We start from the raw sequence: 12,297 nt of genomic DNA on the forward strand, positions 1-12,297 counted from the left end.
GCGCGGAAACGGCCCCCGGAGACGGTGACGTCGGACTGCTTCACCCGGCCCAGCCCGAGCCGCCTGCCGCGTGTGCCCAGCTCCAGGGAGAGGTTGCCGTGCGGCTCGGTCCAGTACGGCAGGGCCGTGCGGCTCCCGACGACCCCGGCCTCCGGCACCGGCCGGCTCTCACGCGGCGCCGGACCCAGCCGGCACTCCTTCGTCCAGCCGCCCAGCTTGACCCGGACCACCGCGTCCCAGGCGCCGTCACGCGGCAGGGCGGCCGGGTCGACGGTGGCGGTCGCCCGCAGCACCAGCCGTACCTCCTCGCCGTCCCCCACCGGCACGGTCTCCCGGGTCAGCCGCACGGGCTGGAAGTACTGCGCGGCACTGGATCGCTCCCGCAGCAGCAGATCGGCGGTGGCCTGCCCGAAGCGGGCGGCGGTCTGCGCGGCCACCCACTCCACCGCCTCCCGTCACGTCCTTGGGCGTGTCGTTCAGCGGTGTCGTCTCGACGTCGGCCGGGAAGGTCATCGGCTGGTCGCCCGACACGTACTCGGCGGTGAAACCGATGCTGACGGAGCCGTCCCGCCACTCCACGTGCTCGGGAGCCGCCTTGGGCGCGACCCCCGCCTCCCACTGGGCGAACGACACGACGTCGTCGTACCGGTCGGCCGCGGTGAACGCGGCGACGACCTGCTGTGTCGGCTGCATCGCGGCCGCCACCCCGGGCCCGAACCGCTCGACGACGACCTGGTGGATCTCCGTGAACAGTTCTCTGCGGTAGTCGTCCGGCAGCTGCAGGAAGCGCCGGGCCCGCAGCCGCTCGACCATCTCCACGCGCAGCCAGCGGCGGAAGAGCTTGTCGCGTACCGGGCCGGGCTCGGTGTACCGCTCGACGACGTCGAGGGCCTCACGGAGGTTCTTGAAGTAGCCGACGGGATCGAAGCGTTCGAAGCCCGCGTTGGAGCCGTCGTCGCGCCGGATGTGGTAGTAGCAGACGTAGTCGCTGAGCACGGAGACGTTCTCCGCGCGCAGATACGCCTCGGCGATGAAGACGTGGTCCTCCAGGCGCCGCCTGCCCTCGGGGAAACGCAGGCCGATGCGGTCCAGGAAGGCCCGGCGGATCATCTTGTGCGGGGTGAGGCTGTCGATGAGCGGCGCGTTCTCGACCGTCGCGCGCGGGTGGTTGCGGCGGAACAGCTCCACCGGCACCCCCCGGCCCTTGCCGGCCATCTTGCCCACCACGACATCGGCGCCGTTGGCCACGCCGTAGTCGTACATCCGCTCCAGGGCCTCGTCGCCCAGGTAGTCGTCGTTGTCGACGAACATGACGAACTCGCCCCGGGAGGCGGCGATACCGACGTTGCGGGGCTTGCCCGACCAGCCGGAGTTCTCCTGGTGGATGACCTTCACCCGGGGGTCCTCGGCGGCCAGCGCGTCGAGCCGGGCCGGAGTCTCGTCGGTCGATCCGTCGTCGACGAAGATCACCTCGTACTCGTCGGGAGGCAGCGACTGCCTCTGCAGCGAGGAGATGCAGTCCTCGATGTAGACCCCCGGGTTGTACACGGGGATGATGACGCTGACCTTGACCGGCATCGGGATATCGGGCCCCTTCGGGTCGCTTGCCGTAGACGTCCTGTCTTACTGCGTGTTGCCCGATGCTAACCCGGCCCGGAAGGCCGCCCCGCACTTCGATACCGGGACGTGATCATCGCCGTCCGCGGTACAACTGAGCAGCCGCGTCTGTCTGTTCACGGTCAAATGGGTTCCGGGGCGGAGCGGTCGGCAGCCCCTAGGCTGAAGGCGTGCGACTGCTCCTCATGTCCGACACCCACCTGCCGAAGCGGGCGAGGGAACTGCCCGCGCGGCTGCTGGCGGAACTCCCGCGGGCCGACGTCGTGTTCCACGCCGGCGACTGGGTCGACACGGCCACCCTCGACCTGCTGGAGGACCGCTGCCGCAGGCTCGTCGCCGTGTACGGCAACAACGACGGCCCGGACCTGCGCGCCCGGCTGCCCGAGGTGGCCCACGCGGAACTGGGCGGACTGCGCTTCGGCGTGATCCACGAGACGGGCCCCGCCCAGGGCCGGGAGAAGCGCTGCGCCGCCCGCTTCCCCGATCTCGACGTCCTGGTCTTCGGCCACAGCCACATCCCCTGGGACACCACGGCCCCCACCGGCCTGCGCCTGCTCAACCCGGGCTCCCCGACGGACCGCCGCCGCCAGCCCCACTGCACCTACATGACCGCCACCGTCGCCGACGGCCTGCTCACCGACGTGGAACTGCACCGGCTGCCGGCCCGCACACCACGCTGACCTGGCTCTCCCGTACCCGTGACATGATCGCCGCATGGCTCAGGACGAGGGGTACGTCCTGGGCAACCGGCGCAGTGAGGCCGGCACCCGCTTCGACGCCTCGGCGTTCCGGCACTTCGAGGCGGTCGGGATCGACGATGGACGGCGCCGGCGGGCGCGTGCTCGCCACCGGCATCGACGTGTCCTGGGCCGAGACCGCCGCCATCGCGGGAGTCGAGGAACTCCGCCACGACGTCGCCCGCGACGAACCCCCGGCCGGGCCCTTCGACCTGGTCCACGCCCGACTCGTCCTGGTCCACGCGGCCGAGCGCGAGACGGCGCTGCGCACCATGGTCCGAGCACTGCGCCCGGGCGGGTGGCTGCTGGTCGAGGACGCCGACCCCGCGCTGCAACCGCTGATCTGCCCCGACGAGTACGGCCCCGGGCGGGAGCTCGCCAACCGGCTGCGTACCGGCTTCCGCCAGCTGCTGCGGCAACGCGGCGCCGACCTCGCCTAGGGTCGCAGGCTGCCCCGGCTGCCCCGGCTGCCCCGGCTGCCGCGCGAGGCCAGCCTCGCCGACGTGGAGGCCGACGCCCACTTCCCGGTCGCCTCGCCCGCGTGCGACGTCCTGGAGGCGGCCACAGTCCGGCAGGTGCGCGACAGACTCGTCGCCGAACGCCTCGCCACGGACGAGGAGATCGAGCGCCACCTCGCCAACATCGCGGCCGGACGTCTCGACCTCGCCACCTCCCCGATGAGCAGCGGACGGTGGACTTGGACCCGGTCGTTCAGCCGGGCAGAGCCGACAGGTGGACGAGGATGCCGCACACCGCGTCCACGATCTCCCGGGCCTCCCCCTCGTCCTCGCAGTCGCCCAGCTCGCGTGCCGCCCCGCCGATGACGGTGGTCAGCACTCTCACCCGAACCCGGCCGACACGTCGCTTCTCGTCCACCTCCAGGAGCCGGGCGTTGCGCCGTACCCACGCGCGGTCCCACTGGCGGCGCAGCGCGTCGAAGCCGGCGGGGCCGTCGTCCTCCACCAGGAGCATGGCGATACGACGGTTGTCCCAGGCCCCCTCCAGATAGGCCCTGGCTCCCGCGACGAAGAGGTCGACGGGATCGTCCACGCCACGCTCACGCTCGGCGGCCAGCGTGGCCGCGGTCCGGCGCTCCTGCTCCTCCCGGAACTCCTCCCAGAGGGCGAGGTACAGACCGCGCTTCCCGCCGTAGTGCTGAAAGAGGCTGCCCACCAGGAGGCCGGAGCGCGCCGCGATCTCGGTGAGGCCGGCCTCGGCGTAACCGCGCTCGGTGAACACCTCGAGCGCCGCGCCCAGCAGGGCGTGCCGAGCAGAGCCGTCCTGCTCGGCGTGCACGTCCGGCAGCCGCGTCGTCGCCTCTCGGTCCGGTTGCCTGCGGGGCGTCTGCGTCCCCGTCGTCTCCACGATTCCACTCACTGGTGTTCTCCGTCTTCCATGGCCCCGTCGCGGATGGCGAGGGCGACCAGCAGTTCCAGGAGGTCGGCGATCCGGCGCGGGTTGCGCCCGGTGCGTTCCTCGATCCGGCGCAACCGGTAGTGCGCCGTGTTGTGGTGCACCCGCAGGCGGTCGGCGGCCAGCCGCAGGTTGAGATCCGCCTCCGCGAAGGCCCGTATGGTGGCGGCCAGCGGATCGCCACGTCTTCGGTCCTCTTCCAGCAGTGCACGCACACGGGGATCGACCAACTGGCGGGCGAGGTCGTCGGCGCGCAGCGCCAGGTAGTCGAACGGGGACAGGCGCGGCAGTGCCGCCACCCCGCCCCCGTTCGGCACGAGGTCGAGGGCGGCCCGGGCCTCGCCGTAGGCGCGAGGCAGTTCGCCTGCGCCCTGGGCGACGGTGCTGATGCCCATGGCGAGCATGGTTCCCTCCCCCGCGAGCCGCCGCTGCACGGCCTCGAAGTGAGCACAGATGTCCTCCGCGTCCATGCCGGTGCGGACCACGGGCACCGCCACCACCTCACCGTGGCGGACGACGACCAGGGTTCGGCCGGCCCAGGGCCCGGCGACGCTGATGGACGCGCTGGTCGCGTAGCCGTGCTCGGCGGACGTGAGGTCGCCGGTGCGGGTGTCGTCGACGCACACCGCCACGATCGCCATCATCGGCGAGTGCGGCCCGATGCCGTACGCCTGGGCCGCGGGGAGCAGGGGGCCGCGCGTCGGTGCCGCGCCGGACAGAAGTTGGTCCAGGAGGTCCCGGCGCTCCCGGTCCGCGTCCGCGACCACGTGCTGCTTGTATTCGACATAGGCCTGCGCGGCATGGGTGCTGGCGTAGTCCACGTACCGCATCAGCGGAGTGACGAGTGACAGGGCGGCCTGCTGCGCCTCGGCGGACGGGCCCGCGCAGTCCAGCAGCACCTCCCACAGCACCTGCCGGCCGACCCGGAAGGCGCTGATCCAGTCCTCCAGAGCGAACCCCGCACGAGCCCTGCGCATGGCTGCCGCCCGGCTGAAGACCAGGTCCTCGGGGGCGAAGTCGCGGTCGCCGGCCAGCGCGGCCAGCTGCATCCGGTAGTGCGTGAGCACCTGATCCCGTACGTCGTCGAAGAAACGCTCGTCCTGCAGGGCGTACGACGGGATCTCCGTACGCATCACCGCGACGGCGGTGCGTGTGATCTCCTCGAGCCGGTCCTGCACGGCGTGCAGGATGCGGTGCCGCTCCCGGCTGAGCGGTTCGGAGAGTGCGGGGGCGCCCAGGGCGGGACCGCGAGGCATGGGGCCGATCGTCGCTGCCCGCCTCGTGTCGCGTCAACAGGCACGGGGTGCGAGATGTCCGGGTGGTTGGGCGCGGCGCACAAGTCGGTGGCCGCGAAGTTGGGTGCTCGCACCCAATGTGCGCCCGGAAGACCCCCACCTACTGTGACGCTCGCTCACCCCCCAGCACCTCGGAAGGGGCGTCACTCATGCTCACGGTCGACGGTATCAGCGTGCGCTTCGGCGGGATCACGGCACTGGACGGTGTCGCGTTCACCGTCGAGCCGGGCACCGCCGTGGGGCTCATCGGACCGAACGGAGCCGGCAAGACTACCTTGTTCAACTGCCTCACCAGGCGCTGTACCCCCGATGCGGGGACGGTGCGGTTCGACGACGAGGACCTGCTCGCCCTCCCGCCGCACTCCGTGGCCGGGCGCGGTATCGCCCGCACCTTCCAGAACCTGGGGCTGTTCCCGCGACTCACGGTCCGGGAGAACGTCATGGTCGGCGCCCACAGCCGGGGGCGCACCGGTCACTTCGCCGCGGCGCTCCGGCTGCCCCGCGTCCGGCGGGAGGAGAGGGAACTACGTGACCAGGCGGAGGACTCGCTGCGGCGGCTGGGGCTGGCGGATGTCGCCGACCACCCCGCCTCCGGGCTGCCGTTCGGCACCCTCAAACGCGTCGAGCTCGCCCGGGCGCTCGCGGCACGCCCCCGGCTGCTGTTGCTCGACGAACCCGTCAACGGCCTCAGCCACGGCGAGGTCGACGCATTCGCGGATCTGGTCAGGGCGGTGCGCGAGGACTTCGACCTGACGCTCGTGGTGGTCGAACACCACATGGGGTTCGTGATGGGCCTGTGCGGCAAGGTGGTGTGTCTCGACTTCGGGCGCAAGATCGCCGAGGGCCCGCCGGAGGAGATCCAGCGCGACCCGGCGGTCATCGAGGCGTACCTGGGGGTGGCCGCATGAGCGAGCCCACCACCACCGCCCCCACCGAGGCCGGGGCGAGTGCGGAGCCGGACTTCCTGAAGGTGTCCGGCCTGCACGCCGGATACGGCCAGGCCCGCGTGCTCCAAGGCCTGGACTTCACCGTCGCACGCGGCGAAGTGTGCGCGATCCTCGGACCCAACGGCGCGGGCAAGACAACCACCATGCGGGCCCTGAGCGGCATGGTCCGCGGTCAGGGCTCGGTGACCCTGAACGGGACGGAACTCCTGGGCCGATCGCCCGAGCAGGCCGCCCGGCTCGGCGTGGCGCACGTGCCCGAGGGCCGGGGCACCTTCAACGACCTGACCGTCGAGGAGAACCTGCGCGTGGGCGCCCATGTGCGCACGGGCCGGTGGCGGCGGGGCCGCGCCGAGCGCGCGGTCGTGGCGGCCGACCTGGAACGGATCTACGACTACTTCCCCAAACTGCGCGATCGGTCCCGTCAGACGGCCGGCAGCCTCAGCGGCGGCGAGCAGCAGATGCTCGCCATCGGCAGGGCACTGATGCTGCGGCCCTCGCTGCTGCTCCTGGACGAGCCGTCGCTGGGGCTCGCTCCGCTGGTCACGCGCGAGCTGTTCGAGATCGTCCGGGCCGTGAACGAGGAGGAACGCACCACCGTGGTCGTCGTCGAACAGAACGCCCAACTCGCGCTGGATGTCGCGCACCGAGCCCACGTACTGGAGGCCGGCCGGCTGGTGCTGTCCGGACCGGCCGCGGAGATCCGCGAGGACGGGCAGGTCGCCGAGGTGTACCTCGGTGTCTCCGTCCGCGCGGGGAAGAACGGGTGAGCGCCGTGACCGAAGTGCTCCAGCAAGTGGTGGAAGGGATCGGCTCCGGTGCCGTCTACGCCAGCCTGGCACTTGCCCTGGTGCTGATCCACCGGTTCACCGGCATCGTCAACTTCGCACAGGGCGAGCTCGCCATGATCTCCACGTATGTGGCGTGGCAACTCGTGTCGTCCGGGATGTCGTTCTGGCTGGCGCTGCCGGTCACCCTGGCGGTGTCGTTCGTCGGCGGCATGCTGGTCGAACGGATCGTCATCCGTCCCGTGCGGAACTCGCCCGAGCTGACGACGGTCATCGTCACGGTCGGCCTGTTCATCTTCGTCAACGCCATGGCCGGTCTGATCTGGTCGTTCACCGTGAAGGACTTCCCGCAGCCGTTCCCCGACGGCGGGATCGACCTGGCCGGGGTGCGGGTGGACTGGTCGACGCTCGGGATCATCGTGGTGGTGGCCGTCGTGATGGGCCTGCTCTACCTGCTGTTCCAGCACACCTCCGCCGGTCTGGTGATGCGGGCGGCCGCGTGCAATCCCGCCTCCGCCCGGCTGTCGGGCATCCGGGTGGGCCGGGTGCTGATGCTCGGCTGGGGGCTGGCCGCGACGGTCGGCGCGGTGTCGGGCGTGCTCGTCGCCCCCGTGTTGTTCCTGGAGCCCAACATGATGGGCGGAGTGCTGATCTACGCGTTCGCCGCGGCCACCCTCGGAGGCTTCGACAGCCCGGTCGGCGCAGTCGTCGGCGGCGTGGTCGTGGGCGTCGCCGAGACGCTGGCCGGGGCGTACGTCGGCGTGATCGGAGCCGATCTGAAGGTCGGCGTACCCCTGGTGATCATCCTGGCGGTGCTGCTGGTGCGGCCACAGGGCCTGTTCGGACGGGCGGCGGTGGAGCGCGCATGAGAACGATCCTCACCACACTCGGCACCGGCCGCGCCCGGAGCCTGCGGGCCGCGCTCACCGCGCTGCTCGCGGCTGCGGTCGCCGTCGGCGCACCGTTCTACTTCGCCCCGTTCCAGGTGTTCCAGCTGACCATGGTGCTGCTGTACGCCGTGGCACTGGCCGGACTGAACCTGCTCGTCGGGTTCGGCGGCCAGATCTCGCTCGGGCACGGCGCGTTCTTCGCGGCTGGGGCCTACACGGCGGCCGTCATGCTCGACCGCTACGACAGCGCCCACCTGGCCACGCTGCCGGTCGCGGCCGCGGGATGCTTCCTGCTGGGCCTCGGATTCGGAGTGCCCGCCCTGCGCCTGCGCGGGCTGTACCTGGCTCTGGTCACCCTCTCGTTCGCGGTGTTCCTGCCACCGCTGCTCAAGCGGCTCGAGCCGGTCACGGGCGGCTCCATGGGACTGACCGTGGACAAGCTGCAGCCGCCCGCGTGGAGCGGGCTGGCCGAGGACCAGTGGATGTACCTCGTCGTCCTCGCCGTCACCGCGGTGGCCCTGCTGCTGGCCCGCAACCTCCTGCGGTCGCGGGTCGGCCGGGCACTGCTCGCCCTGCGGGACGACGAGAGCGCGGCGGAGGTCATGGGCGTACGGCTGTCCCTGCACAAGACCCTCGCCTTCGCCTGGAGCGCGATGTTCGCCGGCGTCGCAGGGTGTCTGTACACGTGGGTGATCGGCTTCGTCTCACCCGACTCATTCAGCTTCGTCCTGTCGATCACGCTGCTGGCCGGCCTCGTCGTCGGGGGCCTCGCCTCACTGTACGGGCCGCTGCTCGGGGCGGCGTTCGTGATGTACGTGCCGAGCGTGGCCCAGGACGTCAGCGACGCGGCGCCCGGTGTGGTGTTCGGCCTGCTGATCATCGCGGTGATGTTCGTGGCCCCGACGGGACTGGCCGGCCTCGCGGGCCGTGCCCGGGACGCCGCCACCCGCCGCCTCACCCGTACCGCCCCTGCCGCCGGCCGCACGCCCGAGCCCGCGCCCACCACGGCCCCCGCCGCGGATCCCGCACCTGCCGACGCCGAACCCGTGGGCGCACCGCCCCGCACGGAAAAGGAATGATTCACATGCGCAAGACGACTCCTCTGCGGGCGGCCGCGGCCGCGTCCGCCGCCCTGCTCCTCGCCACCGCCTGCAACAGCCAGCGCGGGCAGGACGACAAGGACGCCGCCGCCGACGGCGCGTGCCGGGGCCAGCAGACCACCGGCATCACCGACAAGGCCATCAAGCTGGGCGGGATCTACCCGCTGTCGGGACCGGCCTCCGCGTACGGCACCATCGGCAACGGCGTGAACACCTACTTCAAGTACGTCAACACAAGGGCGGAATCGACGGCCGCACCGTGGAATTCGTCGTCCGCGACGACGGCTACCAGCCGCCCAAGGCGGTCGAGGAGGCCCGCAGACTCGTCGAGCAGGAGAAGGTCTTCGCCGTGTTCCAGACCCTCGGCACCCCGTCCACGGCGGCCGTGTGGGACTACCTCAACAAGCGGAAGGTGCCTCAGCCCTTCGTCGCCACGGGCGCCTCCGTCTGGGGTACGGACGACAAGCACCCGTGGACCACCGGCTGGCAGCCCAACTACGTGTCCGAGGCACGGGTGTACGCGAAATACCTCAAGGAGGAGAAGCCGAAGGCCAAGGTCGCCGTCCTGTACCAGAACGACGACTTCGGCAAGGATCTGCTCGGCGGGTTCAAGGCGGCCGTCGACGGCAGCGGCATCAAGGTCGTCGCCGAGGAGAGCTATGAGGTCACGGACCCCTCCGTCTCCGCGCAGATGACAAGTCTCGCCCGATCCAAGGCGGATGTGCTGCTCGACGTCACCACGCCGAAGTTCGGCAGCCAGGCCCTCGCCGCCGACGCGAAGAACACCGGGTGGGACCCGCTGCACATCGTCAACGCCGTGTCCGCGTCCACCAGCGTGCTCAAGCCCGTCGGGTTCAAGAACGTCCAGGGCCTGGTCTCGGCGACCTACTTCAAGGACCCCGCCGACCCGCGGTGGGCAGACGACGCCGAGATGAAGACGTACAAGGATGCGCTGAAGAAGTACGCGCCCGACTCCGATCCGGACAACCAGTTCAACGCCTACGGCTGGGCCGTCGCCTCCAGCCTGCACAAGGCCCTGGACAGGATGAAATGCCCGACCAGGGAGGGGTTGCGGGACGCGGTGCGCGATCTGAAGGACGTCAAGGTGGACATGCTGCTGCCCGGTGTCACCCTCTCCACCGGGTCCGACGACGCCTTCCCGCTCGAGACGATGCAGCTGATGCGGTTCAAGGGCGAGCGCTGGCAGCTGTTCGGCGAACCGGTGGACACCCGCAAGGAGTTCGGCTCTCCGGAGAACTGAACCCGACACCGCCGGCCGGTGCCTCCTCTAGAGTCGGCCCTATGACGGAGGCACCGGCCCTGGACCGCGGCGCGCGGTCCCGCGACGCGATACTCGACACCGCCGGCGACCTGATGGCCCGCCACGGCTTCGCCGCCACGTCCATCTCGATGATCTCCACCGCCTGCGGTCTGCCGGTCAGTTCGATCTACTGGCACTTCCGCAGCAAGGACGGGATCTACGTCGCGGTGCTGGAGCGCGCCAGGACCGCTCTGCTGGCGGCCCTGCCTCCGGCCGAGGTGCCGGGCGCCGACGTCGCGCAGCGTCTGGACACCTTTCTCGCGGAGCTCGAGGGCGCGTTCCAGCGCCACCCGCGGGGTGTGAAGCTGCTGCTGGGGCTGGGCATGGTGCAGCAGGACGCCAGTACGGCCGCTGTGGCCGAGGTGCGTCACTACCGCGACGCGCTGGTGGACTGGGCCCGGGAGTCGGTGAGCTCCGTCTTCGCGCTGGGTGAGCGCCCCCAGGTGGCGGACGAGATGGCGCGCTTCACGCTGAGGATGGTGAGCGGAACCGCGGTGGCCCGTTGGTTCGAGCCGCAAACCGTCCTGGAGACCGGACCGCTGCGTGTGGCGTTGCTGGGGCTGGCGGCCCACCACGGCGTCACGGTGGGGGGCGCCCCTGGCGAGGGCGCCCCTCCGGCCGCGTCATGACCAGGGGATGACGACCCGGTACTTGCCGCCCGCGGACTGCTCGGGTGGCTCGTGGGCGCGTTCGACGCTCACCTGGCCCGCACCGTGGGCGGTGAGCAGGGCGGCCATCTCCTTTCGCACCGCCGTCCACAGCCGGTCCGGATCGGCCGTGGCGGCGCAACGGAGCCGCACCCGGACGCGGGCCGGCGCCGTCTGCACGATCTGGAACAGGTCGATGCCCGGGATCCGCTCCAGGAGCGTCTCGAAGGCCATGGGCACGATCCGCACGCTGCCGCCGTCCCGGCGCGGAAAGGACAACAGGTCAGCCGCACGGCCACGTACCCTGATCGCCGGTAGCGGGTCTCCGCACGGGCACGCGTCCGGGCGCAGCAGGACGCTGTCGCCGAGGTCGTAGCGCAGGATCGGCTGCGCCCACCGGCACAGGCTGGTCAGGAGCACGGTGAAGGACTCCTGGCCCGGCGGGGTGGGGCGGTGGTCGGCGTCGACGGGCTCCAGGATCAGCCAGTCGCTGTGGACGTGGAGCCAGCCGAACGGACAGCCGTAGGCCAGGGCGAGGCTCTCGTTGCAGCCATAGGTGTCGACCAGGTGCGCCCCGAAGGCAGAGCGGATCCTTCGGCGGTCGTGCTCACTGACGCCCTCGGCCAGCAGTGACACCACGGCCGGCGCGATGCGCAGCCGGCCGGCCAGCTGCTCGCCGGCGAGCAGCGCGATCACGGTGGCGTAGCCGGCCAGGAACACCGGGCGGTACCGGTTGAGCTGGTCCACCAGCTCGGGCAGCGGGCTGTGTACCGACAGCACCCGGCTGCCCCGGGCGGGCAGCCGGCCGGCCGCGCGGGAGCGGACGAGGACGGCGTGCGCGGCCAGATGGCCGCCGGTGGCCACGATGTGCGCCGACCGCACGCGGCGAGCGAGCAGCCGGGCCGTCACCCTGGGGGTGAGTGAACGCCGGGCGGCCCGCAGCGACAGGGCCCTGACCACCGCCGTCGCGCGGTCGTCGAGCAGGAACAGGCCCCGGTGGCCGGTGGTTCCCGACGTGGTGGTGACCAGGTACCGGCCCAGGAAGCGCTCGCCGACGCGTCGCGGATCCGCGACGAAGGCCTGCACACGGTCGAGGGACACCTCCGGGTCGGTGACCCAGTCGTCGAAGCGCGCCATCAGGTTCTGCTTGTGGGTCACCGGCAGCAGGACGGGGTCCTCGACGCGTTCGGGCAGGGCGCGGTACAGCTCGCGGTAGTACGGGGAGTGGGTGCGGGCGAAGTCGATCATCGCGGCCAGCCGTTCACGCTGCCGGTGCGCCAGGGCGTCCAGACCCTGCCGCAGCGTTCGGCGCCCATCCCGGATCAGGGCGAGTGTCGATGTCATCGCACGGCTCCTCCGGGAACGGGAGCGGGCTGCCAGAACGCGCAGTGGTGGTCGGCCGCGAACTCGGTGGTGGGTCCGACCCGTTCCGGTGTCAGCACCTGGATGTGGTCCCCGTCGGCCGTGTAGCGCGGCCAGGGCTCAGTCCCGGGCGCGTTGGGGTCGCCGGTGGCCGCGAAGTGGGCCCAGTAGGCGGTCATCGTG

11 protein-coding genes and 2 pseudogenes are annotated in these 12,297 nt (G+C 71.5%); 8 read left to right on the forward strand and 5 right to left on the reverse strand.

Annotation, left to right across the window (positions count from 1 at the left end; genetic code table 11):
- Positions 1–1,578, reverse strand: a pseudogene (locus tag SSQG_RS35925) (glycosyltransferase family 2 protein); the annotation flags it as partial.
- A gap of 209 nt (positions 1,579–1,787) precedes the next feature.
- Between SSQG_RS35925 and SSQG_RS35930 the strand changes: the two are divergent.
- Both SSQG_RS35930 and SSQG_RS40085 read left to right on the forward strand, forming a co-directional pair.
- On the forward strand, positions 1,788–2,297 hold the full coding sequence (locus tag SSQG_RS35930) for a metallophosphoesterase family protein (protein ID WP_039934385.1): 510 nt from the start codon (positions 1,788–1,790) through the stop codon (positions 2,295–2,297).
- Between the two features lie 34 nt (positions 2,298–2,331).
- Positions 2,332–3,178: pseudogene (locus SSQG_RS40085) on the forward strand (class I SAM-dependent methyltransferase).
- On the opposite strand, the gene SSQG_RS35940 reads toward SSQG_RS40085, so the two are convergent.
- Positions 3,066–3,731, reverse strand: coding sequence for a TetR/AcrR family transcriptional regulator (locus SSQG_RS35940; RefSeq protein WP_208865692.1), 666 nt, complete (start codon positions 3,729–3,731; stop codon positions 3,066–3,068). The pseudogene SSQG_RS40085 and the gene SSQG_RS35940 overlap by 113 nt on opposite strands.
- Positions 3,728–5,023, reverse strand: a complete 1,296-nt coding sequence (locus SSQG_RS35945) for a PucR family transcriptional regulator (protein WP_003994915.1) — start codon at positions 5,021–5,023, stop codon at positions 3,728–3,730. The genes SSQG_RS35940 and SSQG_RS35945 overlap by 4 nt, the downstream gene beginning before the upstream one ends.
- Before the next feature lie 188 nt (positions 5,024–5,211).
- Here SSQG_RS35945 and SSQG_RS35950 point away from each other — a divergent pair, with 188 nt between their 5' ends.
- The 6 genes from SSQG_RS35950 (at position 5,212) to SSQG_RS35975 (ending at position 10,734) form a co-directional block, all read left to right on the forward strand.
- Positions 5,212–5,970, forward strand: coding sequence for an ABC transporter ATP-binding protein (locus tag SSQG_RS35950; protein ID WP_039934387.1), 759 nt, complete (start codon positions 5,212–5,214; stop codon positions 5,968–5,970).
- Positions 5,967–6,776: an ABC transporter ATP-binding protein gene (locus SSQG_RS35955; RefSeq protein ID WP_052310396.1), complete on the forward strand. Its 810-nt coding sequence runs from the start codon at positions 5,967–5,969 to the stop codon at positions 6,774–6,776. Before SSQG_RS35950 ends, SSQG_RS35955 begins: the two co-directional genes overlap by 4 nt.
- Positions 6,773–7,663 (forward strand): branched-chain amino acid ABC transporter permease, encoded by an 891-nt coding sequence (locus tag SSQG_RS35960; protein WP_244299376.1) that lies wholly within the window; start codon positions 6,773–6,775, stop codon positions 7,661–7,663. The genes SSQG_RS35955 and SSQG_RS35960 overlap by 4 nt, the downstream gene beginning before the upstream one ends.
- Entirely contained in the window at positions 7,660–8,763 is a 1,104-nt protein-coding gene (locus tag SSQG_RS35965) for a branched-chain amino acid ABC transporter permease (RefSeq protein WP_003994918.1), read from the forward strand. Before SSQG_RS35960 ends, SSQG_RS35965 begins: the two co-directional genes overlap by 4 nt.
- A gap of 121 nt (positions 8,764–8,884) precedes the next feature.
- The gene (locus tag SSQG_RS35970) at positions 8,885–10,045 is read left to right on the forward strand and encodes an ABC transporter substrate-binding protein (RefSeq protein WP_003994919.1); all 1,161 of its coding nucleotides are present in this window, start codon (positions 8,885–8,887) and stop codon (positions 10,043–10,045) included.
- Between the two features lie 41 nt (positions 10,046–10,086).
- Complete coding sequence (locus SSQG_RS35975; RefSeq protein ID WP_039934389.1) at positions 10,087–10,734, forward strand: TetR/AcrR family transcriptional regulator; 648 nt, start codon at positions 10,087–10,089, stop codon at positions 10,732–10,734.
- On the opposite strand, the gene SSQG_RS35980 is transcribed toward SSQG_RS35975, so the two are convergent.
- Both SSQG_RS35980 and SSQG_RS35985 read right to left on the reverse strand, forming a co-directional pair.
- Positions 10,729–12,096, reverse strand: a complete 1,368-nt coding sequence (locus SSQG_RS35980; RefSeq protein WP_003994921.1) for a phenylacetate--CoA ligase family protein — start codon at positions 12,094–12,096, stop codon at positions 10,729–10,731. The two genes, SSQG_RS35975 and SSQG_RS35980, sit on opposite strands and share 6 nt — an antisense overlap.
- The coding region (locus SSQG_RS35985) for a carboxylesterase family protein (RefSeq protein WP_039934391.1) at positions 12,093–12,297 on the reverse strand (205 nt) is incomplete at its 5' end. The genes SSQG_RS35985 and SSQG_RS35980, both read right to left, overlap by 4 nt.

Source organism: Streptomyces viridochromogenes DSM 40736, from assembly GCF_000158955.1.
In the GTDB taxonomy this organism is placed as follows: Bacteria; Actinomycetota; Actinomycetes; order Streptomycetales; family Streptomycetaceae; genus Streptomyces; species Streptomyces venetus.

Coding starts and splice junctions, on each gene's coding strand:
- SSQG_RS35980 (WP_003994921.1), bottom strand. CDS start 12,096: ATGACATCGACACTCGCCCTGATCCGGGATGGGCGCCGAACGCTGCGG.
- SSQG_RS35975 (WP_039934389.1), top strand. CDS start 10,087: ATGACGGAGGCACCGGCCCTGGACCGCGGCGCGCGGTCCCGCGACGCG.
- SSQG_RS35945 (WP_003994915.1), bottom strand. CDS start 5,023: ATGCCTCGCGGTCCCGCCCTGGGCGCCCCCGCACTCTCCGAACCGCTC.
- SSQG_RS35950 (WP_039934387.1), top strand. CDS start 5,212: ATGCTCACGGTCGACGGTATCAGCGTGCGCTTCGGCGGGATCACGGCA.
- SSQG_RS35955 (WP_052310396.1), top strand. CDS start 5,967: ATGAGCGAGCCCACCACCACCGCCCCCACCGAGGCCGGGGCGAGTGCG.
- SSQG_RS35965 (WP_003994918.1), top strand. CDS start 7,660: ATGAGAACGATCCTCACCACACTCGGCACCGGCCGCGCCCGGAGCCTG.